This is a genomic window from Stutzerimonas azotifigens DSM 17556 (assembly GCF_000425625.1).
Lineage (GTDB): Bacteria > Pseudomonadota > Gammaproteobacteria > Pseudomonadales > Pseudomonadaceae > Stutzerimonas > Stutzerimonas azotifigens.
Genome location: NZ_AUDU01000045.1, coordinates 64078 through 84523, shown reverse-complemented (window position 1 = coordinate 84523; position 20446 = coordinate 64078). Strand labels below are relative to the sequence as shown.

Genomic DNA, 20446 nt, shown 5'->3' with positions numbered 1-20446 from the left:
TGGCGCTCACGCCTGTCAAGCCTTTTCGGTGGCTGTGCCGGAAAATGGCGCGCTTGCACCCGCTCGACGTCCGACACGGCTCCTCTCGTCCCGCCTTCCAGCCTTCCAGCCTCCAGCGCCCTTATCGGCTCTTCAGCTTCCGTTATTCGTCATCATCGAACTGGTAGGTGCCCGGCGCCAGGTTCTCGAAGCGGGTGAACTTGCCGAGGAAGGCCAGCCGGCAGGTGCCGATCGGGCCGTTACGCTGCTTGCCGATGATGATTTCGGCGACGCCCTTGTATTCGGTCTCCGGGTGGTACACCTCGTCCCGGTAGACGAACATGATGATGTCGGCGTCCTGCTCGATTGCGCCGGATTCACGCAGGTCGGAGTTGACCGGGCGCTTGTTGGGCCGCTGCTCCAGCGAGCGGTTGAGCTGCGAGAGCGCCACCACCGGGCAGTTGAACTCCTTGGCCAGGGCCTTGAGCGAACGCGAGATCTCGGAGATCTCGTTGGTCCGGTTGTCGCCGGATGAGCCCGGGATGCGCATCAGCTGCAGGTAGTCGACCATGATCAGGGCGATGTCACCGTGTTCGCGGGCCAGACGCCGGGCGCGGGCGCGCATCTCGGTGGGGCTGATGCCGGCGGTGTCGTCGATGAACAGCTTGCGCTCGTTGAGCAGGTTGACCGCCGAGGTCAGGCGCGGCCAGTCGTCGTCGTCGAGCTTGCCCGAACGGACCTTGGTCTGGTCGATGCGCCCGAGCGACGAGAGCATACGCATGACGATCGAGTCCGACGGCATCTCCAGGGAGAACACCAGCACCACCTTGTCGGTGCGCAGCACGGCGTTCTCCACCAGGTTCATGGCGAAGGTGGTCTTGCCCATCGACGGACGCCCGGCGACGATCACCAGGTCCGCCGGCTGCAGGCCACTGGTCATGCCGTCCAGGTCGGTGAAGCCGGTGGAGATGCCGGTCAGTCCCTCGTTGGTGTTGAACAGCGTGTCGATGCGATCGATGGTCTTGACCAGGATGTCGTTGATCCCCACCGGGCCGCCGACCTTCGGCCGCGCCTCGGCGATCTGGAAGATCTGCCGCTCGGCCTCGTCGAGCACTTCCTCGGCGTTCTTGCCTTCCGGGGCATAGGCCATGTCGGCGATCTCGTTGCTGATGCCGATCAGTTGCCTCAACGTGGCGCGCTCGCGGACGATCTGCGCGTAGGCCTTGATGTTGGCGACCGAGGGCGTGTTCTTCGCCAGCTCGCCGAGGTACGCCAGGCCGCCGACCTGCGCCAGGTGCCCCTCCTTGTCGAGCTGCTCGGACAGCGTCACCACGTCGAACGGCTGGTTGCGCTCGGCCAGCTTGAAGATGGCGCGGAAGATCAGGCGGTGGTCGTGGCGGTAGAAATCGCCGTCGGAAACGCCGTCGGAGACCCGCTCCCAGGCGTTGTTGTCGAGCATCAGGCCGCCGAGAACGGCTTGCTCGGCTTCGATCGAGTGCGGCGGCACCTTCAGCGCGGCGGTCTCGAGGTCGTATTGCTGGGGCAGGCTGATATCGTTCATGGCGGGTTCTGCAAATTCACGGCTGCACAAAGACAACGGGCACGTCCGCGGAGGCGGAAACGTGCCCGATGTTAACCGCCTGGCGAGGGTGCTGCCAGGCGGCGGTGGTCACCTGCCGAAGCAGGCGACCGAACGGCCTCAGGCCGCGATGACGATCAGCTTGACGGTCGCCTCGACGTCGGTGTGCAGGTGCACGGCGACGTCGTACTCGCCGGTCTGGCGGATGGTGCCGTTCGGCAGGCGGACTTCGCTCTTGGCCACTTCGACGCCGGAGGCGGTCAGGGCGTCGGCGATGTCGCCAGTACCGATGGAACCGAACAGCTTGCCCTCGTCACCGGCGGTCGCGGTGATGGTGACTTCCAGTTCGGCCAGCTGAGCGGCGCGGGCTTCGGCGGAAGCGCGCTTCTCGGCGGCGGCCTTCTCCAGCTCGGCGCGGCGGGCTTCGAACTCGGCGATGTTGGCCGGGGTCGCAGCAGTGGCCTTGCCTTGCGGCAGCAGGTAGTTACGGCCGTAACCGGCCTTGACGTTTACCTTGTCGCCCAGGTTGCCCAGGTTGGCGATCTTTTCCAGCAGGATGACTTCCATTTGAGTCTTACCTCTTAACTTTTAACCTTCACCGTCCGCAGGGCCGGCATCTCGATTGCGAGAGGCGCGCCCGCGGAAATCAAACAGGCTATCGATCAGGGCCAACACGGCCAGTAACGGATAGATCAGCTGCGTCAACAACAGTCCGACATACAGGCCCACCAGCCAGAAGCGCGCCATGCGCCCCTGCCCGACCAGGCCGTGCATCAGCGCCAGCCCGGCGAACACCAGCGGCACGCTGCACAGGGGTGTCAGCACCGCCAGCTCGGGCCCGAAATTCGGCCCCAGCAGCATGCCGAGCAACAAGCCGGTGGCCTGCAGCGGGGTGAATCGCAGTTCGCGAAACTCCTTGCCGAACCCGCCCGGGTTGTACAGCAGCCCCTGCCAGTAGCGTCCGAGCATCAGGCTGAGCAGCGTCACGATCTGCAGCAGCGCCGCCAGCAGCCCGGTCAGCACCGGCTCGAGCAATGCCTCGAGCCGCTGGCGCTCCTCGACCGAGAACTGCTGGTAGGCGCTGGACAGCACGTCCGGCAGCACCTTCTTCAGCTCTTCGGCCAAGGCCGCGATCGGCTCGCCGAAAGTGGCACCGAGCACCCAGCCATACACCAGCCCGAGGACCACGCTGCCCAGCATCACCAGACGCCAGGAGGCGCGGCTGCGCAGCAGCGCCGCCAGCCCCAGTGAACCGGCCAGCACCAGGGCCACCCGCGGATCGCCCATGAACCACCAGGCCAACGCCGGCAACAGCGCCCAGACCAGCACGCCGAAGGCATCGTTCATGCCCCGCCGCAGCAACACCAGGCTGCCGGCAGCGGCACTCAGCCACAACAGCAACGGCACCGCCGCGCAACCCGCCACCACCAGGGTGGCCTGCATGCGGCCGCGCATGATGAACTCGGCGAGGACGCGCATGCGATCTATCTATCCCTTACTTCGATCGACCGACCCGATCAACGACCGTGGCTGTCGGTGTACGGCAGCAGGGCCAGGTAACGAGCGCGCTTGATGGCGGTTGCCAGCTGGCGCTGATAACGGGCCTTGGTCCCGGTGATACGGCTCGGAACGATCTTGCCGGTCTCGGAGATGTAGGCCTTCAGGGTGTTCAGGTCCTTGAAGTCGATTTCCTTCACGCCTTCGGCGGTGAAGCGGCAAAACTTACGACGACGGAAAAAACGTGCCATGGATCAGGCTCCTCAATAAAACCGTGGATTACTCGTCAGCGCTGTTCTTGTCGCCGCCTTCGCCGTCATTGCCAGAGGCATTGTCGGCGCTGTCGGGGCGATCACGGCGCTCACGGCGCTCGCTGCGGTTTTCCTCAGCCTTGAGCATTTCGGACTGGCCGGTGATGGCCTCGTCGCGACGGATGACCAGGTTGCGGATGACGGCGTCGTTGTAGCGGAAGTTGTCTTCCAGTTCGGCCAGGGCCTTGCCGGTGCACTCGACGTTCAGCATGACGTAGTGCGCCTTGTGCACGTTGTTGATGGCGTAAGCCAGCTGACGACGGCCCCAGTCTTCCAGACGATGGATCTTGCCACCGTCTTCTTCGATCAGCTTGGTGTAGCGCTCCACCATGCCGCCGACCTGCTCGCTCTGGTCCGGGTGAACCAGGAAGATGATTTCGTAATGACGCATAGATGCTCCTTACGGGTTGCAGCCTGCCGACGATGCGGTCAGGCAAGGAGTGAATTTTTCGTTATCTTGCCGCGGGCCGAGCACATCGCGGCCTGCCCTTCAGGCAAGGGGCGCAATTCTAGAGAAGGCACCCCGGCGGCGCAAGCCGGGCCGGGGCAATCCGACGGAGCGTCGCGACGCGCTCAGCGCCCCTCGCGGCGCGCCTGGATGCCGGCCAACACGTCGCGCACCCGGTGGATGTCGTAGGGCTTGAGCATGGTGTGCAGCGGCTGCACGCCGACCTCGGCCGCATCGACGATGTAGCCCGAGGCGATCACCACGTCGAGCGACGGGTGACGCGCCTTGGCCTCGCGCACCAGGTCGATGCCGCTCATGCCCGACAGGCCGACGTCGGTGAAGAGCACGTCGAAGGGCTCCTGCGCCAGGGCGGCGAGCGCCTCCTCGGCCGACTCGCTGAGGCTCACCTCGTGTCCGAGTTCGGTCATCACCTCGCCGGTCAGCATGCGCAGCGTCGGGTCGTCCTCGACGAACAGGATGCGCAGCCCTCCTTCTTCCTCCGCCGACGGCTCGTTCGCCGGCACCGGCGCCTGGCTCGCCGGCTCGCGGTCGGTCGGCGCATCGCTCGGCGCCGCACCTTCCTCGCCGTGGTAGCGCGGCAGGCAGATGCGTACCTGGGTGCCCTGGCCCGCCTCGCTCTCGAGCACGATGAAGCCGCCGCTCTGCTTGACGAAGCCGTACACCATGCTCAACCCCAGCCCGGAAGTGCCGGCCCCGCGCCGGGTGGTGAAGAACGGCTCGAAGGCGCGCGCCTGCACCTCGGACGTCATGCCGCAGCCCTCGTCGCGCACGCCCAGCATCACGTAGTCGCCCGGCTCGGCACCCGGCTGGCCGAGCACCGCACGCTCGTCCAGCGTCTGGTTCGACAGGCTGATGGTCAGCCGCCCTTCGCCGCCCATGGCCTCGCGAGCGTTGACCGCGAGGTTGAGGATGGCGCTCTCCAGGTGCCCAACGTCGACGAACACCGGCCACGGCTGCTGCTGCACGCGCAGCTCCACCTCGATGCGCTGCCCCAGCGAGCTGGCCAGCAGTTCGGACATGCGCCCGAGCAGTTCGTCGAGCCGCGCGGCCTGCGGCAGCAGCCGCTGACGGCTGGCGAAGGCGAGCAGCTGGGTCGCCATCCGCGCGCCCTTCTCGACGGCGCTCACCGCCGACTCCAGGCGCCGCTCGGCCACCTCGTCGCCGCGCAGGTTGCGCCGCAACAGCTGCAGGTTACCGCCGATGATCTGCAGCATGTTGTTGAAATCGTGCGCCACGCCGCCGGTGAGCTTGCCCACCGCCTCGAGCTTCTGCGCCTGCAGCAGGGCCTGCTCGGCAATGCGCCGCTCGGCCTCGCTGCGGGTCAGCTCGCCGGTGCGCTCCTGCACCAGTTGCTCCAGGTGCTCGCGGTAGGTCACCAGTTCCTGCTGCGCGCGCTGCTGTTCGGTCACGTCGTTGCCCAGCACGAAGATGCCGGACACCCGGCCGTCGTCCTCGACGATCGGCTGGTAGATGAAATCGACGAACGACTCCTCCATCGGCGCACCGGGCGTGCGCTGCAGCATCACCCGCATGCCGCGGCCGATGAACGGCTGGCCGGTCCGGTAGACCCGGTCGAGCAGCTCGTTGAAGCCCTGCCCGCCGGTTTCGGGAAGCGCCTCGCGCACCGGGCGGCCGAGCAGCGCACGCGCGCCGCCGACCAGTTGCTGATAGGCCTCGTTCACCAGCTCGAAGACATGCTCGGGGCCACGCAGGAAGCAGACGAACCCGGGCGCCTGGGCGAACAGGCGGCGCAACTGGTTGCCCTCGTCCTGCCAGAGCCTGGCCCTGGACAGCACGCCCTCCTCGAGCTGCTGGCGCGGCTGCCCGCCGGGACGTTCCGCGGCCTGCCTGAGCGTGTGCAGCTCGGTGATGTCGACGGTGTGCTGGAGGATCGCGCTCACCTCGCCGCGCTCGTCGAACAGCGGCGTGTGCGTCGCGCTCCAGTAGCGGTCCTCGCGCACCGGGCCCTGCGGCGTCTCGCGGGCGATGGAATAGCGGATCACCGGCAGGGTATCCACCGCCTTGCGGGTCAGCACCCGCTCGAAGGACGCCAGCAGCTCGCCCACCCGGGTGGATTCGGGCTGCATCGGGTCGGCGGCGAAGGCCTCGTGCAGACGCCGTCCCTGGATTTCGTCGAGCGCCCGCCCGAGCAGCGTCAGATAGGCCTGATTGGCATCGAGGATGACCAGGTCGCGATCGAGCAGCACATAGGCGTTCGGAGAAAGCCGGAACAGGCTCTCGAAGGAAGGGCGTTGCATGAAACCTCCATGGTGCGCGCCTGGCTCGCCGCGGGCGAGCGCGTGACCAGCCGCCGTGCCGACCACGCGCCTTGCGCGGCCGTTTCTTGTCGTGTTGTAGCGGCCGGCTACGCCGACCAGCCGCCGGTTGACAGCAGACGTCGGATTCGGTTTCCGAGCCGGCGCAACTGGTTAGGGTATGTTGCCGTTTCGTCACGAGCCGCGTTGCCGCGCGCGCGAAATGGCAACAGCAGACCCTAGGCTAAACGCCGGCCGTCGCCCGCCGCTGGCGCAGCGCCTCGAACAGGCAGACACCCGTCGCGACCGAGACGTTGAGGCTACTGACACTACCGGCCATCGGCAGCCGCACCAGGAAATCGCAGTGTTCGCGGGTCAGCCGGCGCATGCCCTTGCCCTCGGCGCCCATCACCAGCGCGATCGGCCCGCTCAGGTCCTGGTCGTAGAGCATCTGCTCGGCCTCGCCGGCGGTACCGACGATCCACAGGCCGCGCTGCTGCAGCTTCTCCAGCGTACGCGCGAGGTTGGTCACCGCCACCAGCGGCACCACCTCGGCGGCGCCGCAGGCGACCTTGCGCACCGTGGCGTTGAGCGTAGCCGACTTGTCCTTCGGCACGATCACCGCGAGCACGCCGGCGGCATCCGCGGTGCGCAGGCAGGCACCAAGGTTGTGCGGATCGGTCACCCCGTCGAGCACCAGCAGCAGGGGCGGCGCCTCGCTGCGGTCGAGCAGCTCGTCGAGCATCGGCTCGCCCCACACCTGGCTCGGGCTGACCTCCGCGACAACGCCCTGATGCACGCCCTCGACCCAGGTGTCCATTTCCCGGCGGTCGCCCTGCAGCACCTCGACGCGGGCGTGGGACGCCAGCTCGATCAGGCGCTGCGCCCGTGGATCGGCCCGCCCTTCCGCCAGCCAGATGCGCTTCACGCGCCTGGGGTGATGGTGCAGCAGCGCCTCGACCGCATGCACGCCGAAGACCTTTTCCAGCGCGCTCATGATTTGGCCTTGCGCTTTCTCGGCTTGGCCGGGCCCGCGTCCCGCTCGGCGCCGGTGTCGCGGCGACTGCCATCGGCGCGCTTGCCCGAGGACGCGCGGCCCTTGGCCGCGGGCTTGGCCCGCTTGGCCTCGTCGAGCAGCGCCTGCTTGAGCTCGCGACTCCTGCTCACGTCGGCCGGCGCGGCCGAATCGTCCGCGGCCTTGCCCCGGCGCTTGCCATCGGCGGAGCGACGCGGCGAGCGGGCCTCGCCCGTTTCCTTGGGCACGACGCGCTCGAACAGCTCGAAGTCGATCTTCCGTTCGTCCAGGTCGACGCGCATCACCCGCACCTCGACGGTGTCGCCGAGGCGGAAGCTGCGCCCGCTGCGCTCGCCGCTCAGGCGGTGGTGCAGCGGGTCGAAGTGGTAGTAATCGCCCGGCAGCGCGGTGACGTGCACCAGCCCCTCGACATAGATGTCGGTCAGCTCGACGAACAGGCCGAAGCCGGTCACCGCGGTGATCACGCCGGGGAAGGTCCCGCCGACGCGGTCCTTCATGAACTCGCACTTGAGCCAGTTCACCACGTCGCGCGTGGCCTCGTCGGCACGCCGCTCGGTCATCGAGCACTGCTCGCCGAGCTGCTCGAGCGACGCCTCGTCGTAGGGATAGATGCGCGCCTTGGGCATCGCCGCCGCGCCGGCGCGGACCACGTGGGGCGTCTCCCGCTTGGAGCGGATTACGCTGCGGATGGCGCGATGCACCAGCAGGTCGGGATAGCGGCGGATGGGCGAGGTGAAGTGGGTGTAGGCCTCGTAGTTGAGGCCGAAGTGCCCCTGGTTCTCGGTGCTGTACACCGCCTGGCTCAGCGAGCGCAGCATCACCGTCTGGATCAGGTGGAAGTCCGGGCGCTCGCGGATGCTTTCCAGCAGGGCCAGGTAGTCCTTCGGCGTCGGGCCGTCCTTGCCGCGGTGCAGCGACAGCCCGAGCTCGGCGAGGAAGGCGCGCAGCTTCTCCAGGCGCTCGACCGGCGGCCCTTCGTGAACGCGGTACAGCGCGGGAATCTCGTGTTGCTGGAGGAACTTCGCGGTCGCCACGTTGGCGCAGAGCATGCACTCCTCGATCAGCCGGTGCGCATCGTTGCGCTGCGTCGGGCGGATCTCGGCGATCTTGCGGCCTTCGCCGAAGACGATGCGGGTTTCCTGCGTCTCGAAATCGATCGCGCCGCGGACGTGCCGCGCCTTGAGCAGTACCTTGAACAGCGCGTGCAACTGCTTGAGGTTGGGCATCACTTCGTCGTACTGCTCGCGCAGCCGGCGCCCCTCGGCCGAGCGGGGCTGCTCCAGGATGCAGCTGACCTTGTTGTAGGTCAGCCGCGCGTGGGAATGGATGACCGCCTCGTAGAATTTGTAGTCGGTCATGCTCCCGGACTTGGACAGCGTCATCTCGCAGACCATCGCCAGGCGGTCGACCTGCGGGTTCAACGAGCACAGTCCGTTGGACAGGACCTCCGGCAGCATCGGCACCACCCGCTCCGGGAAGTACACCGAATTGCCGCGGTTGCGCGCCTCCTCGTCGAGCGCCGAGCCGACCTTGACGTAGTGCGACACGTCGGCGATCGCCACGAACAGGCGGAACCCGCCGGTCAGCCGCTGCCAGCCGCCAGGCTTCTCGCAATACACGGCGTCGTCGAAGTCGCGGGCATCCTCGCCGTCGATGGTGACGAAAGGCAGGTGACGCAGGTCGACCCGGCGCGCCTTGTCCTTCTCGTCCACCTCGGGCTTGAGCTTCGCCGCTTCGTCGACCACCGCCTCGGGCCAGACGTGCGGGATGTCGAAGCTGCGCAGCGCCACGTCGATCTCCATGCCCGGCGCCATGTAGTTGCCGATCACCTCGACGATGTCGCCCTGCGGCTGGAAGCGCGGCGTCGGCCAGTGGGTGATGCGGATCTCGACGAACTGCCCCGGGCGGGCGTCCAGCGCGCGCCCCGGAGTGACCAGCACCTCCTGCTGCATCTTGGGGTTGTCGGCGACCACGAAGCCGACGCCGCTCTCCTCATAGTAGCGACCGACCACCGTCTCGTGGGCGCGGCTGAGCACCTCGACGATCGCCCCCTCGCGCCGGCCGCGGCGGTCGACGCCGGAGACGCGGGCCAGGCAGCGGTCGCCGTCGAACACCAGGCGCATCTGCGCCGGACTGAGGAAGAGGTCGTCGCTGCCGTCGTCGGGAATGAGGAAACCGAAGCCATCGCGGTGGCCGCTGATGCGTCCGCGCACCAGATCCAGCTTGTCCACCGGGGCATAGGCGCCGCGCCGGGTGTAGATCAGCTGGCCGTCGCGCTCCATGGCCCGCAGGCGCCGGCGCAGGGCTTCGATATCGTCTTCGGTCGTGAGGCCGAACTCCTCGACCAGTTGTTCCCGGCTGGCAGGGGCCCCGCGCTCGCTCAGATGCTTGAGGATCAGCTCGCGGCTGGGGATCGGGTTTTCGTATTTTTCCGCTTCACGAGCGGCCTCGGGATCGAGCGTTTGCCAGTCGGCCATTAAAAGGAGTCACCTTCTGAGTACGTAGGAACAGGTTGCCTCTATTGAAACGCGAAACGCCCGGCGGGGGCAGCCTCATGGCAAATTATTTTTCTCGCTCAGGGGTTTACAACCCCCAAACCCGGCCGTATAGTTCGCGCCCACAATGTCCCATGGGACGTTGTACACGGTAGCGTAGCAGTAACGACGCTTCCCGTGCCCAGGTGGCGGAATTGGTAGACGCACTAGGTTCAGGTCCTAGCGGTGGCAACACCGTGGAAGTTCGAGTCTTCTCCTGGGCACCACTATTCGATGAAACCCCGGCCTCGCAGCCGGAGTCTCATGGCAAGACGGAGCATGTCGGCTCCGGCCGCCTGGCGGCAGATACGACAGAAAAGCCGGCGAGCGATCGTCGCATGTGCCCAGGTGGCGGAATTGGTAGACGCACTAGGTTCAGGTCCTAGCGGTGGCAACACCGTGGAAGTTCGAGTCTTCTCCTGGGCACCACTCTTCAGAAAAAACCGAGCCAATGGCTCGGTTTTTTCGTTTCCGGATCAGTTCCACTCACGTTCCTCGGCGCCGTCCCCGATGACGGAGGCGTACGGCACGCCAGCGCCATCCACATCATGCGCCACAGGCCAACCGCCGACACTTTCCCGCGCCCACGAAAAAGCCACCCGCAAGTCAATGCCACTCCCTTAAGTGATGGACCCTTGGCCTCGGGCAGGCCTACGGCCTGCATCGCCGCGAGGGCGCGCCTCCCACAGGGATGTGGTGGATGCCGCAAGCCCGTCGGGAACGGGCGCGGCCTCCCACAGGGCTCGGCGGGCAACTCCGCTTTTGTGGGAGGCCCGACCTCGGGGCGAGCTTGCCTATGTGAATGACATCACACCCGAAGGTGGCCTTTTTTGCAGCAGCGAACCTCAGGCGTACGGATGGCGCAGCACGATGGTCTCGTTGCGATCCGGGCCGGTGGAGATGATGTCGATCGGCGCGCCGACCAGCTCCTCGATCCGCTTGATGTAGGCACGGGCGGCGGCCGGCAGCTCGTCCAGGCTCTTGGCGCCGACGGTGGACTCGCTCCAGCCCGGCATTTCTTCGTACACCGGCTCCAGGCCGACATAGCTGTCGGCGTCGGTCGGCGCCTCGATCACGGCGCCGTCGGCGTTGCGGTAGCCCACGCACAGACGCACGGTTTCCAGGCCGTCGAGCACGTCCAGCTTGGTCAGGCACAGGCCGGAGATGCTGTTGATCTCGATGGCGCGGCGCAGGATCACCGCATCGAACCAGCCGCAGCGACGCGCGCGCCCGGTGGTGGAGCCGAACTCGTGGCCGCGCTGGGCCAGATGCGAGCCGATGTCGTCGAACAGCTCGGTGGGGAACGGCCCGGAGCCGACTCGGGTGGTGTAGGCCTTGGTGATGCCGAGCACGTAGTCCAGATACAGCGGACCGAAGCCCGAGCCGGTGGCGGTGCCGCCGGCGGTGGTGCTGGAGCTGGTGACGTAGGGGTAGGTGCCGTGGTCGATGTCGAGCAGCGAGCCCTGCGCGCCCTCGAACATGATGTAGGCGCCCTGCCGGCGCAGCTCGTGCAGGCGGGCGGCCACGTCGGTGACCATCGGGCGCAGCACCTCGGCATAGCCGAGCGCCTCGTCGAGAGTCTTCTGATAGTCGACCGGCTCGACCTTGTAGAACTGCTGCAGCACGAAATTGTGGTACTCGAGCAATTCGCGCAGCTTGCTGGCGAAACGCTCGGGATTGAACAGGTCGCCGATGCGCAGGCCGCGACGCGCGACCTTGTCTTCGTAGGCCGGGCCGATGCCGCGGCCGGTGGTGCCGATCTTGCCTTCCGAGCGCGAGGCCTCGCGCGCCTGATCCAGCGCCACGTGATACGGCAGGATCAGGGTACAGGCCGGGCTGATGCGCAGCCGCTCGCGGACCGGAACGCCCTTCTCTTCCAGCTTGGTGATCTCGCGCATCAAGGCATCGGGCGCCACCACCACGCCATTGCCGATCAGGCACTGTACGTTCTGGCGCAGGATGCCGGACGGAATCAGATGCAGAACCGTCTTTTCCCCGTCGATCACCAGCGTGTGGCCGGCGTTGTGACCGCCTTGGTAGCGCACCACCGCGGCCGCCTGGTCGGTCAGCAGATCGACGATCTTGCCCTTGCCCTCATCACCCCACTGGGTGCCCAGGACCACGACGTTCTTACCCATAACCCTTTGTCCTCTGCGAAGCGTGCCGGCGATCCGGCAATGAATGCGAATGCCGCGGCGACCGGCCTGGGGGCGTCGCGCCGCAAGAAAAGTCAGCTCAGCGGGGCTACCGTCCAGCCACCCTCGCCGCGGATCAGCTGCCGGTCGCAACCAGCCGCCCGGGCGCCATCGCGGCCCTGTCCATCGAGCGCCTGGACCACCCGCTCGCCGGACTGGCGCAAGGCGACGACGGTCTGCCAGAGCCCATCCCGGTCGTCCGCCGGCGCCCAGATGCCTCCCGCCGAAGGCGAAAGATCGGCGTCGCCGAGCTCGACCAGCGATTTGAGATCGGCGGAAAAACCGGTCGCCGGGCGCGCCCGGCCGAAATCGGCACCAATATCATCGTAGCGCCCGCCCTGGGCGATGGAGCCACCGACACCGGGCACGAAGGCCGCAAAGACCACTCCGGTGTGATAGTGATAGCCGCGCAACTCGCCGAGGTCGAAATACAGCGGCAGCTGCGGGTAGCGCGCGGCCAGCGTGTCGGCGATGCGCACCAGGCCGTCGAGCGCCAGATGCACCTCCTGCGGCGCCCCGGCCAGCACCCGGCGCGCCTCGTCGAGCACCTCGCGGCCGCCGCAAAGCCGGGCGAGCGCCTGCAGCATCCCGGCCAGCGCCGGCTCGAGCCCCATGGCGAGCTCGGCGATCTCGCCCATCGCCTTGCGCTGCAGCGCGTCGAACAGCTGCTGCTCGACCTCGCCGGAAAGCCCGGCGGCACGCGCCAGGCTGCGATAGATGCCGACGTGCCCGAGATCCATGTGCAGTTCCGGCACCTCGACCAGCGCGAGCATCTCCAGCATCAGGCTGATGACCTCGATGTCGCTCGCCGGGCTGCCGTCGCCATACAGCTCGGCGCCCAGCTGGATCGGGCTGCGCGAGGTGGAGAGCGCACGCGGCTTGGCGTGCAGCACGCTGCCGGCGTAGCACAGCCGGCTGGGCTCGTTGCGCCGCAGCGTGTGCGCATCGATGCGGGCGACCTGCGGGGTGATGTCGGCACGCATGCCCATCTGGCGGCCGGACAGCGGGTCGATGACCTTGAAGGTCTTCAGATCGAGCTCCTGCCCGGCGCCGGTGAGCAGCGACTCGAGGAATTCCACATGCGGGGTGATGACCAGCTCGTAGCCCCAGCGCTGGAACAGGTCCAGCACGCGACGACGCGCCGTCTCGATACGCGCCGCTTCCGGCGGCAGAACTTCTTCGATACCGTCGGGAAGCAGCCAGCGGTCTACCGTTGCCATTTCGCCATCACCTCTCGATCCGGCACGCGTTCAGCGGACGGACCGCACCGACAGCCTGGTTGCCGGACGGTCCTGTGCAAATTCGATTCGGGGCGCGGCCCGCAGCGGTGCGGCCGGCAACCCTCGCGCGAGCGACACGGCGAGCCGCGTCGTCGGAGTCGTCTGCCGCCATCGATGGCTCAGACGCAAAAAAGCCGGGATTTTCCCGGCCGGCGGATGATAGCAACCTTTTCCGAACCGGTCACCCGCCCCTCTGTCGACAGAGCGGGCGGGCGATCGGAGACGGCGTTACTGGGACTTCTCGAGATAGCGGAAGAAGTCGCTCTTCGGGTCGAGCACCAGCACGTCTTCCTTGCTGTTGAAGCTCCCGCGGTAGGCCTGCAGACTCCGGTAGAACCCGTAGAACTCCGGATCCTGGCCGTAGGCACCGGCATAGATCGAGGCTGCGCGGGCGTCACCGTCACCGCGCAACTCCTCGGCCTCGCGGAACGCCTCGGCGAGCAGCACGCGACGCTGACGGTCGGCGTCGGCGCGGATGCCCTCGGCCAGCTCCTGACCCTTGGCGCGGTGTTCGCGTGCCTCGCGCTCACGCTCCGAACTCATCCGCTCGAACACGCTGCGGTTGACCTCGCGCGGCAGGTCAATGGCCTTCACCCGCACGTCGACCACCTCGATGCCGAGCTCCTGCTGGGCGGCACGGTTGAGCCCCTGGGTGACCTGCCCCATCAGCTCGTCGCGCTGACCGGACACCGACTCGTGCAGCGTGCGCTTGCCGAACTGATCGCGCAGCGCCGCCTCCAGACGCCGGGACAGGCGCTCGTCGGCGATCTGCTTCATGCCCGAGGTCGCGGTGTAGAAGCGCTCGGCGTCGTTGACCCGCCACTTGGCGTAGGCATCGACCATCAGCGCCTTCTTCTCCAGAGTCAGGAAACGCGAGGTGGAGGAATCCAGCGTCAGCAGGCGGGCATCGAACTTGCGCACGCTGTTGACGTACGGAATCTTCATGTGCAGGCCCGGCTTGACGTCGGGCTCGACGATGCGACCGAAGCGCAGCAGCACGGCACGCTCGGTCTGCGACACGATGTAGAAGCTGTTCCACAACACCAGCGCCAGCACGACGCCGACGATCAACGCGGTCAGGGATTTGTTGCTCATCAGCGGATCTCCCTCGAACGCGGATCACGCAGCTCGTCCGGTATGGTGATCGGCGTGCTCTGCGTCGCCGGGCCGGACGATGCTCCCGAACGCTCGGAGGGCTGGCTGCCGGACCGGCCATTGATCATCTTGTCCAGCGGCAGATAGAGCAGGTTGTTCTGCCCGCTCTCGCCGGTGACGAGGACCTTGCTGGTGTTGCTCATCAGTTCCTGCATGGTTTCCAGATACAGACGTTCGCGGGTGACTTCCGGCGCCTTGCGGTACTCGGCCACCAGCTTGCTGAAGCGATCGGCCTCACCCTGGGCGCGCGAGATCACCGCGTCACGGTAACCGGCCGCCTCCTCCAGCATGCGCTGGGCCTGGCCGCGCGCTTCCGGGATCACCGCGTTGGCGTAGGACTCGGCCTGGTTCTTCGCCCGCTGCTCGTCCTCGCGCGCACGGATGACGTCGTCGAAGGCTTCCTGCACTTCACGCGGCGCCGCCGCGCTCTGCAGGTTCACCTGGGTCACGGTGATGCCGGTGCCGTAGGTGTCGAGGAAACGCTGCAGGCGCTCCTTGACCTCGGCGGCCATGGCCTCGCGCCCCTCGGTCAGCACCTGGTCCATCGAGGTGGACCCCACCACATGGCGCACGGCGCTGTCAGTGGCGTGCTGCAGGCTCACCTCGGGCTGATCGACGCGCAGCACGAAGGCCTCGAGGTCGCTGACGCGGTATTGCACGGTCAGCGGCACTTCGATGATGTTCTCATCCTCGGTCAGCATCTGCCCCTGCTTGCTGTAGGAGCGCTCGCGGGTGACGTTTTCCTGGAACTTGCGATCGATCGGCGGGAAATAGATGTTCAGGCCCGGACCCACGGTTTCGTGGTACTTGCCGAAGCGCAGCACGACCGCCTGCTCCTGCTCGTCCACCACGTAGATGGCGTTCCAGAGCCAGACGCCGACCAGCACCACGAGTGCCACCCAGACGACGGCCAGGCCGCCACGACGACCGCCATCACCGGTACCGCGGCCCATGCCGCCGCGCTTCTTGCCGCCGAACATGCCATTGAGGCTGTCCTGCAGCTTGCGGAAGGCCTCATCCAGGTCCGGTGGCCCCTGGTTGTCGCCACCACGGCGACCGCCACCACCCCCGCTACCCCAGGGGTCCTGGTTATTCGAGTTGCCACCCGGCTCGTTCCAAGCCATAGCGCTCTCCATTCTGTATAAAGCAAAAGACGCGCCGCGGCGCGCCGCCAATGCTACCGAAAGCCTTCAGCCAGCGGCATCTAAGCCGCTCGGGCTTTATTGCAAAGTATGTTGGTCGAGAAACTCGGCCGGCTCGACACCCTCGCGACTGATCGCCTTGTGCAGGTCCACCCGCGCCAGGCGGATGTCGAGCAGGCTGCCCCCCTCTTCGTCATGCCGCTCGCCCTGCACCGCCCCTAGCTCAAAGAAGCGCGCCCTCAGCCGCGCCAGACGTTGCGGCAACCGCAGGGTGCCGACGAAGAGGTCGTCGCCGAGCAGCTCGGCGATCGCCTGGCGCAGCAGATCGAGCCCGAGCCCCTCACGCGCCGAAACCCATACCCGCTGCGGCCGTCCTTCCGCATCGCGCTGCAATTGCGGCTCGATACCTTCGAGCAGATCGACCTTGTTGTACACCTCGAGCATCGGCAATTCGTTCGCGCCTATCTCCCCGAGAACCGCGAGCACCTGCTCGATCTGCTGGTCGCGCTCCGGCTCGTGCGCATCGATGACGTGCAGCAGCAGGTCGGCGTTGCTGGATTCTTCGAGCGTCGCGCGGAACGATTCGACCAGCTTGTGCGGCAGGTGGCGGATGAATCCCACCGTGTCGGCGAGCACCACCGGACCGATGTCCTCCAGCTCGAGACGGCGCAGGGTCGGATCGAGCGTGGCGAACAGCTGATTGGCGGCATACACGTCGGCTTCGGTGAGCGCGTTGAACAGGGTCGACTTGCCAGCGTTGGTGTAGCCGACCAGCGACACCGACGGGATATCGGCGCGACGGCGCCCGCGGCGAGCCTGCTCGCGCTGGCCACGCACCTTCTCCAGGCGCTGCTTGATCTGCCGGATGCGCACGCGCAGCAGGCGGCGGTCGGTTTCCAGCTGGGTTTCACCCGGACCGCGCAGGCCGATACCGCCCTTCTGCCGCTCCAGGTGCGTCCAGCCCCGCACCAGCCGGGTACTCATGTGCTCGAGCTGGGCGAGTTCGACCTGCAGCTTGCCTTCATGGGTACGTGCGCGCTGGGCGAAGATGTCGAGAATCAACCCCGTGCGGTCGAGCACACGGCACTCCAGCACCCGCTCGAGGTTGCGCTCCTGACTGGGCGTCAGGGTGTGATTGAAGATGACGAGTTCGACCTCGCACTGACGCACGAGGTCGTGTAATTCCTCGACCTTGCCGCTGCCGATGAGGTACTTGGCCGTGGGCTGGTGGCGCGGCACCCGGACGAAGTCGACCACGTCGGCACCCGCCGACCTGGCCAACTCCTGGAACTCTTCGGGATCTTCACGCGCTGCGGGGTCCTGGCCCTCCAGATGCACCAGGATGGCCCGCTCCCCTCCGCCGGGACGATCGAAGAACAAGCCCGCCCCCTCAGGCGTTGCCTGCTTCGGCCTGCTCGCTGTCGCCGGAAGTGGGCAGGCGTACCGGACGGCTCGGCACGACAGTGGAAATGGCGTGCTTGTAGACCATCTGGCTGACCGTGTTTTTCAGCAGGATGACGAACTGGTCGAAGGACTCGATCTGGCCCTGCAGCTTGATGCCATTGACCAGATAGATGGAAACCGGGACGCGTTCCTTACGCAGGGTGTTGAGGTAAGGGTCTTGTAGCGAATGCCCTTTTGACATGTGCCGCACTCCTTAGAGGATTTTTCTCGTTTGATTGTGGGGTCGAATTCGACCGAATCGGCCGCCAAACAATGGCCGGCCATAATGCAGTGTCAGCTCAATATGGAGAGCGACCTCAGGTATTTCAATGCGTGTGGCAGATTGTCACAGGCCAGACTGTCCAGCCAGCGAAGCCCCTCCCATCCGCGCAACCAGGTGAACTGGCGCTTGGCAAGCTGCCGCGTGGCGACGACGCCCCGCTGCAGCATCTCGTCTCGCGAAAAGGCGCCATCGAGGTATTCCCAGACCTGTCGATAGCCCACCGCACGCATGGATGGCAGCCCGAGATGCAGATTGCCACGGTCACGCAGGGTTTCGACCTCTTCGACGAAGCCCTGTTCAACCATGGTGTGGAAACGATGCTCGATCCGCCGGTGAAGCACGGCGCGCTCGGCAGGGGCGATGGCCAGATGCGCGACAGTATAAGGCAAGTTCCCTTTCACGGCGCCTTCGGAATCGCGCATTTGCGACCTTTGTCGGTCGCGGTGGGCGGTCATGCTCAGGCCGCTGACTTCAAAGACTTCCAGGGCCCGCACCAGGCGCTGCGGATCGTTGGGGTGGATGCGCGCCGCCGACGGCGGATCGACCTCGGCGAGCCTGCGGTGCAGGGCCGCCCAGCCCTCCTCGCGCGCCTGCGCTTCCAGCCGCGCGCGCACCTGCGGATCGGCCGCGGGCATGTCGGCGAGGCCATCGAGCAGCGCCTTGAAGTACAGCATGGTGCCGCCGACAAGCAGCGGAATGCGGCCGGCAGCGCTGATCTCGGCCATCGCCGCCAGAGCATCGTCGCGGAACTGCGCCGCCGAATAGGCCTGCAGCGGATCGAGGATGTCGACCAATCGGTGCGGGTAGCGCGCCAGCAGCTCCCGCGAGGGCTTGGCGGTACCGATGTCCATGCCGCGGTAGACCAGGGCCGAGTCGACGCTGATCAGCTCGCAGGGCAGCGCATCGGCGAGCGCCATCGCCAGGTCCGTCTTGCCGGACGCGGTAGGGCCCATGAGAAAGATCGCAGGTGGCAGGGAGGACATGGTCGCCTCGACCGGAAAACCGGCTAGTTTCCGCAGACGCGCCGGCCACCGCAAGCCCGGCGGGCGATGCAGTCAGTACTTCGACTCGAGCCGGAGCATGCCCTGCTCCTCGCGCCAGCTGATCCGGTTGAGAAAGCTCATGCCCAGCAGCGTCTCGGTGGGAGCCCCGCCCTCCAGCACCACGGCTTCGACGCCGAGCACCTCCAGCCCGCCGACCTTGACGCTGTCGAGCTTGACCCGCCAGGCCTTGGCCGTGCCGCCGGCGGTGCTCACCATCAGCGGCGCGCCCTCCACCCGGAAATCGATGCCGAGGCGACGAGCATGCCCCTCGTTCATCGCCACCGAGGTCGCACCGGTGTCGACGAGGAACTGGGTGGAGTGCCCGTCGATGGAGCCGGCCACCCAGTAGTGACCGCCCGCGCCGCGGGCCACGCTGAACTGCTGGCGCACCGGCGCGGCGAAACCGCCGCTGTATTCGCGACCGAGCGGGTAGGCCCGCTCATGGCCGTCGACGCGCAGCACCGCGCCGTCGCGGGCCACGCTCACCACCTCGACGCCGCCCGGCCCGCGCTCGCCGACGCGCACCAGCTTGCGCTGTCCATCGACGTTGAGCACCGCGGCGTTGGGAAACAGCCCCACCACCTGGACCGTCGGCTGCGCCTGCGCGACGGCGGCGCAGGCCAGGCCACAGAGCAGTGACAGGGTGCGAAGCATGCGCATCGGCAGGGCCATCCCGGGCAGTGAAGATGCGCGGAGCCTAGCAGAGCGCACTGGCAAAGGGGACCTGCCGGCTCAGGTCCAGGCCCAGACGAAGACCTGCATCACACCCCAGGCCGCGACCCCGGCCAGAAGGTCGTCGAGCATGATGCCGAAGCCACCGTGCACGCGCCGGTCGACCCAGCTGATCGGCCAGGGCTTGGCGATGTCCATCACCCGGAAGACGACGAAGCCCAGCAGCAGCCACAGCGGCTCGAGCGGCACCAGCCAGAAGGTGATCCAGATGCCGACCATCTCGTCCCAGACGATGCCCTCGTGGTCGTGTACCCCGAGTTCGCGGGCGACCCGGCCGCACAGCCAGACGCCGAACAGCGCGGTGGCCGCCAGCATGGCCGGATAGCCCCAGGCCGGCAGCAGCGCCCAGAGGAACAGGAACGGCAGGGCCACCAGCGACCCCCAGGTACCGGGCGCGCGCGGCAACCCGCCGGTGCCGAAGCCGAACGCCAGGTTATGCCAGGGGTCGCTCCAGATGGAGGGCGGCACCGGCGTGGCCGGCGCCTGTAGCGGATCGTTCAAGGCACTGTCCTCGTGCACTCGCGGTCGCCGTCCGGGCGGCCCGCACATCGTTGTTGTCAGAAGTGGGTGAAGCCCCGCTCGGGCATCTCGACCCGCACGCCCGCGGCGTCGACCAGATACACGCCCGCGCCCGGCTCGACCTGGCCGATCACCGCGATCGGCCAGCGCGCCTGCAAGGCCTCCAGCTCCGCCGGCGGCAGGGTGAAGGCCAGGCGATAGTCGTCGCCGCCGGACAGCGCACAGACGAGCGCGCCGGCCTCGCCAGCGAAGGCACGCAGCGCCGGCGAGCATGGCACGCGCGCCTGCTCGATGCGCAGGGCCACGCCGGACGCGGCGGCGAGATGCCCGCAGTCGGCCAGCAGACCGTCGGAGATGTCCAGCGCCGCGCTGGCCCGCCCGCGCAGCGCCTGGCCGAGTGCCAGTTGCGGGCAAGGCCGCCAGTACTGTGCCAGCAGCGGCTCGGCCAGCTCCGCCGGCGCCTCGCGCTCGCCGAGCACCAGCGGCAGCGCGCCGGCCGCATCACCCAGGGAACCACCACCGACGCAGAGCAGGTCGCCGGGACGCGCGCCGCGGCGGGTCAGCGCCTGGCCCGCCGGCACCCGGCCGAACACGGTGAGCGTCAGGGTCAGCGGGCCACGGGTGGTGTCGCCGCCGATCAGGCGCATGCCGCAGCGGCCCGCCATGGCATCCAGCCCACGGGCCAGCGCCTCGATCCAGTCGGGCTCGGCACGCGGCAAGGTCAACGCCAGGGTGAAACCGATAGGCGTCGCGCCCATGGCCGCCAGGTCACTGGCCGAAACCGCCAGCGCACGCTGGCCGAGCAGCATGGGGTCGCAGGGATCGGGAAAGTGCACGCCGGCAACCAGCGTGTCGGTGGAGACGGCGAGCTGTTCGCCGGGCGGCACGGCCAGCAGCGCGCAGTCGTCGCCGATGCCCAATGCGACTTCGCCACCGGTCCCTGCACAGGACACGGTGGCGAAGTAGCGGCGGATCAGTTCGAACTCACCCATGC

18 protein-coding genes and 2 tRNA genes are annotated in these 20446 nt (G+C 67.5%); 2 read left to right on the top strand and 18 right to left on the bottom strand.

Annotation, left to right across the window (positions count from 1 at the left end; translation table 11 throughout):
• Positions 1–142: 142 nt before the first annotated feature.
• The 8 genes from dnaB to rnr form a co-directional block, all read right to left on the bottom strand.
• Positions 143–1540: a replicative DNA helicase gene (dnaB, locus tag H610_RS0105140; protein WP_028238686.1), complete on the bottom strand. Its 1398-nt coding sequence runs from the start codon at positions 1538–1540 to the stop codon at positions 143–145.
• 138 nt (positions 1541–1678) lie between these two features.
• The gene (gene rplI, locus H610_RS0105135; RefSeq protein ID WP_028238685.1) at positions 1679–2125 is read right to left on the bottom strand and encodes a 50S ribosomal protein L9; all 447 of its coding nucleotides are present in this window, start codon (positions 2123–2125) and stop codon (positions 1679–1681) included.
• Between the two features lie 21 nt (positions 2126–2146).
• On the bottom strand, positions 2147–3037 hold the full coding sequence (locus H610_RS0105130; protein WP_028238684.1) for a hypothetical protein: 891 nt from the start codon (positions 3035–3037) through the stop codon (positions 2147–2149).
• Between the two features lie 38 nt (positions 3038–3075).
• Positions 3076–3306 (bottom strand): 30S ribosomal protein S18, encoded by a 231-nt coding sequence (gene rpsR, locus H610_RS0105125; protein ID WP_012699436.1) that lies wholly within the window; start codon positions 3304–3306, stop codon positions 3076–3078.
• Between the two features lie 28 nt (positions 3307–3334).
• Positions 3335–3757: a 30S ribosomal protein S6 gene (gene rpsF, locus H610_RS0105120; RefSeq protein WP_028238683.1), complete on the bottom strand. Its 423-nt coding sequence runs from the start codon at positions 3755–3757 to the stop codon at positions 3335–3337.
• Positions 3758–3939: 182 nt separating this feature from the next.
• Positions 3940–6093 carry a PAS domain-containing protein gene (locus tag H610_RS0105115; RefSeq protein ID WP_028238682.1) on the bottom strand — a complete coding sequence of 718 codons (2154 nt, stop codon included), beginning with the start codon at positions 6091–6093 and terminating at the stop codon, positions 3940–3942.
• 241 nt (positions 6094–6334) lie between these two features.
• Positions 6335–7087 carry a 23S rRNA (guanosine(2251)-2'-O)-methyltransferase RlmB gene (gene rlmB, locus H610_RS0105110; RefSeq protein WP_028238681.1) on the bottom strand — a complete coding sequence of 251 codons (753 nt, stop codon included), beginning with the start codon at positions 7085–7087 and terminating at the stop codon, positions 6335–6337.
• Complete coding sequence (gene rnr, locus H610_RS0105105) at positions 7084–9603, bottom strand: ribonuclease R (protein WP_028238680.1); 2520 nt, start codon at positions 9601–9603, stop codon at positions 7084–7086. Before rnr ends, rlmB begins: the two co-directional genes overlap by 4 nt.
• A 197-nt stretch (positions 9604–9800) precedes the next feature.
• Here rnr and H610_RS0105100 point away from each other — a divergent pair.
• Positions 9801–9887, top strand: a tRNA-Leu gene (locus H610_RS0105100).
• Between the two features lie 115 nt (positions 9888–10002).
• Positions 10003–10089 (top strand) — tRNA-Leu (locus H610_RS0105095).
• A 416-nt stretch (positions 10090–10505) separates the two neighbouring features.
• Here H610_RS0105095 and H610_RS0105090 read toward each other — a convergent pair.
• From H610_RS0105090 to thiL, 10 genes are all read right to left on the bottom strand, one after another.
• Positions 10506–11798, bottom strand: a complete 1293-nt coding sequence (locus tag H610_RS0105090; protein ID WP_028238679.1) for an adenylosuccinate synthase — start codon at positions 11796–11798, stop codon at positions 10506–10508.
• A 92-nt stretch (positions 11799–11890) separates the two neighbouring features.
• A complete protein-coding gene (locus H610_RS0105085; RefSeq protein WP_028238678.1) occupies positions 11891–13075 on the bottom strand; it encodes an ATP phosphoribosyltransferase regulatory subunit in 1185 nt (394 codons plus the stop codon).
• A gap of 288 nt (positions 13076–13363) precedes the next feature.
• Complete coding sequence (hflC, locus tag H610_RS0105080) at positions 13364–14230, bottom strand: protease modulator HflC (RefSeq protein ID WP_028238677.1); 867 nt, start codon at positions 14228–14230, stop codon at positions 13364–13366.
• Positions 14230–15414: an FtsH protease activity modulator HflK gene (hflK, locus tag H610_RS0105075; RefSeq protein WP_028238676.1), complete on the bottom strand. Its 1185-nt coding sequence runs from the start codon at positions 15412–15414 to the stop codon at positions 14230–14232. Before hflK ends, hflC begins: the two co-directional genes overlap by 1 nt.
• Before the next feature lie 96 nt (positions 15415–15510).
• Positions 15511–16812, bottom strand: a complete 1302-nt coding sequence (hflX, locus tag H610_RS0105070) for a ribosome rescue GTPase HflX (protein WP_028238675.1) — start codon at positions 16810–16812, stop codon at positions 15511–15513.
• A gap of 10 nt (positions 16813–16822) precedes the next feature.
• Entirely contained in the window at positions 16823–17077 is a 255-nt protein-coding gene (gene hfq / locus H610_RS0105065; RefSeq protein ID WP_028238674.1) for an RNA chaperone Hfq, read from the bottom strand.
• A gap of 92 nt (positions 17078–17169) precedes the next feature.
• A complete protein-coding gene (gene miaA, locus H610_RS0105060) occupies positions 17170–18141 on the bottom strand; it encodes a tRNA (adenosine(37)-N6)-dimethylallyltransferase MiaA (RefSeq protein WP_028238673.1) in 972 nt (323 codons plus the stop codon).
• A 72-nt stretch (positions 18142–18213) separates the two neighbouring features.
• Positions 18214–18855, bottom strand: a complete 642-nt coding sequence (locus H610_RS0105055) for a retropepsin-like aspartic protease family protein (protein ID WP_028238672.1) — start codon at positions 18853–18855, stop codon at positions 18214–18216.
• 78 nt (positions 18856–18933) lie between these two features.
• Positions 18934–19434, bottom strand: a complete 501-nt coding sequence (locus H610_RS0105050) for a phosphatidylglycerophosphatase A family protein (protein ID WP_028238671.1) — start codon at positions 19432–19434, stop codon at positions 18934–18936.
• A gap of 56 nt (positions 19435–19490) precedes the next feature.
• Positions 19491–20444, bottom strand: coding sequence for a thiamine-phosphate kinase (gene thiL / locus H610_RS0105045; RefSeq protein ID WP_028238670.1), 954 nt, complete (start codon positions 20442–20444; stop codon positions 19491–19493).
• Positions 20445–20446: the final 2 nt, after the last annotated feature.

Bases quoted from the DNA above. Each gene is read 5' to 3' on its own strand.
- H610_RS0105130 (WP_028238684.1), bottom strand. From the start codon at position 3,037: ATGCGCGTCCTCGCCGAGTTCATCATGCGCGGCCGCATGCAGGCCACC.
- hflK (WP_028238676.1), bottom strand. From the start codon at position 15,414: ATGGCTTGGAACGAGCCGGGTGGCAACTCGAATAACCAGGACCCCTGG.
- hflC (WP_028238677.1), bottom strand. From the start codon at position 14,230: ATGAGCAACAAATCCCTGACCGCGTTGATCGTCGGCGTCGTGCTGGCG.
- rpsF (WP_028238683.1), bottom strand. From the start codon at position 3,757: ATGCGTCATTACGAAATCATCTTCCTGGTTCACCCGGACCAGAGCGAG.
- H610_RS0105085 (WP_028238678.1), bottom strand. From the start codon at position 13,075: ATGGCAACGGTAGACCGCTGGCTGCTTCCCGACGGTATCGAAGAAGTT.
- hfq (WP_028238674.1), bottom strand. From the start codon at position 17,077: ATGTCAAAAGGGCATTCGCTACAAGACCCTTACCTCAACACCCTGCGT.
- rnr (WP_028238680.1), bottom strand. From the start codon at position 9,603: ATGGCCGACTGGCAAACGCTCGATCCCGAGGCCGCTCGTGAAGCGGAA.
- thiL (WP_028238670.1), bottom strand. From the start codon at position 20,444: ATGGGTGAGTTCGAACTGATCCGCCGCTACTTCGCCACCGTGTCCTGT.
- H610_RS0105090 (WP_028238679.1), bottom strand. From the start codon at position 11,798: ATGGGTAAGAACGTCGTGGTCCTGGGCACCCAGTGGGGTGATGAGGGC.
- H610_RS0105055 (WP_028238672.1), bottom strand. From the start codon at position 18,855: ATGCTTCGCACCCTGTCACTGCTCTGTGGCCTGGCCTGCGCCGCCGTC.
- H610_RS0105115 (WP_028238682.1), bottom strand. From the start codon at position 6,093: ATGCAACGCCCTTCCTTCGAGAGCCTGTTCCGGCTTTCTCCGAACGCC.
- rpsR (WP_012699436.1), bottom strand. From the start codon at position 3,306: ATGGCACGTTTTTTCCGTCGTCGTAAGTTTTGCCGCTTCACCGCCGAA.
- rlmB (WP_028238681.1), bottom strand. From the start codon at position 7,087: ATGAGCGCGCTGGAAAAGGTCTTCGGCGTGCATGCGGTCGAGGCGCTG.
- miaA (WP_028238673.1), bottom strand. From the start codon at position 18,141: ATGTCCTCCCTGCCACCTGCGATCTTTCTCATGGGCCCTACCGCGTCC.
- dnaB (WP_028238686.1), bottom strand. From the start codon at position 1,540: ATGAACGATATCAGCCTGCCCCAGCAATACGACCTCGAGACCGCCGCG.
- rplI (WP_028238685.1), bottom strand. From the start codon at position 2,125: ATGGAAGTCATCCTGCTGGAAAAGATCGCCAACCTGGGCAACCTGGGC.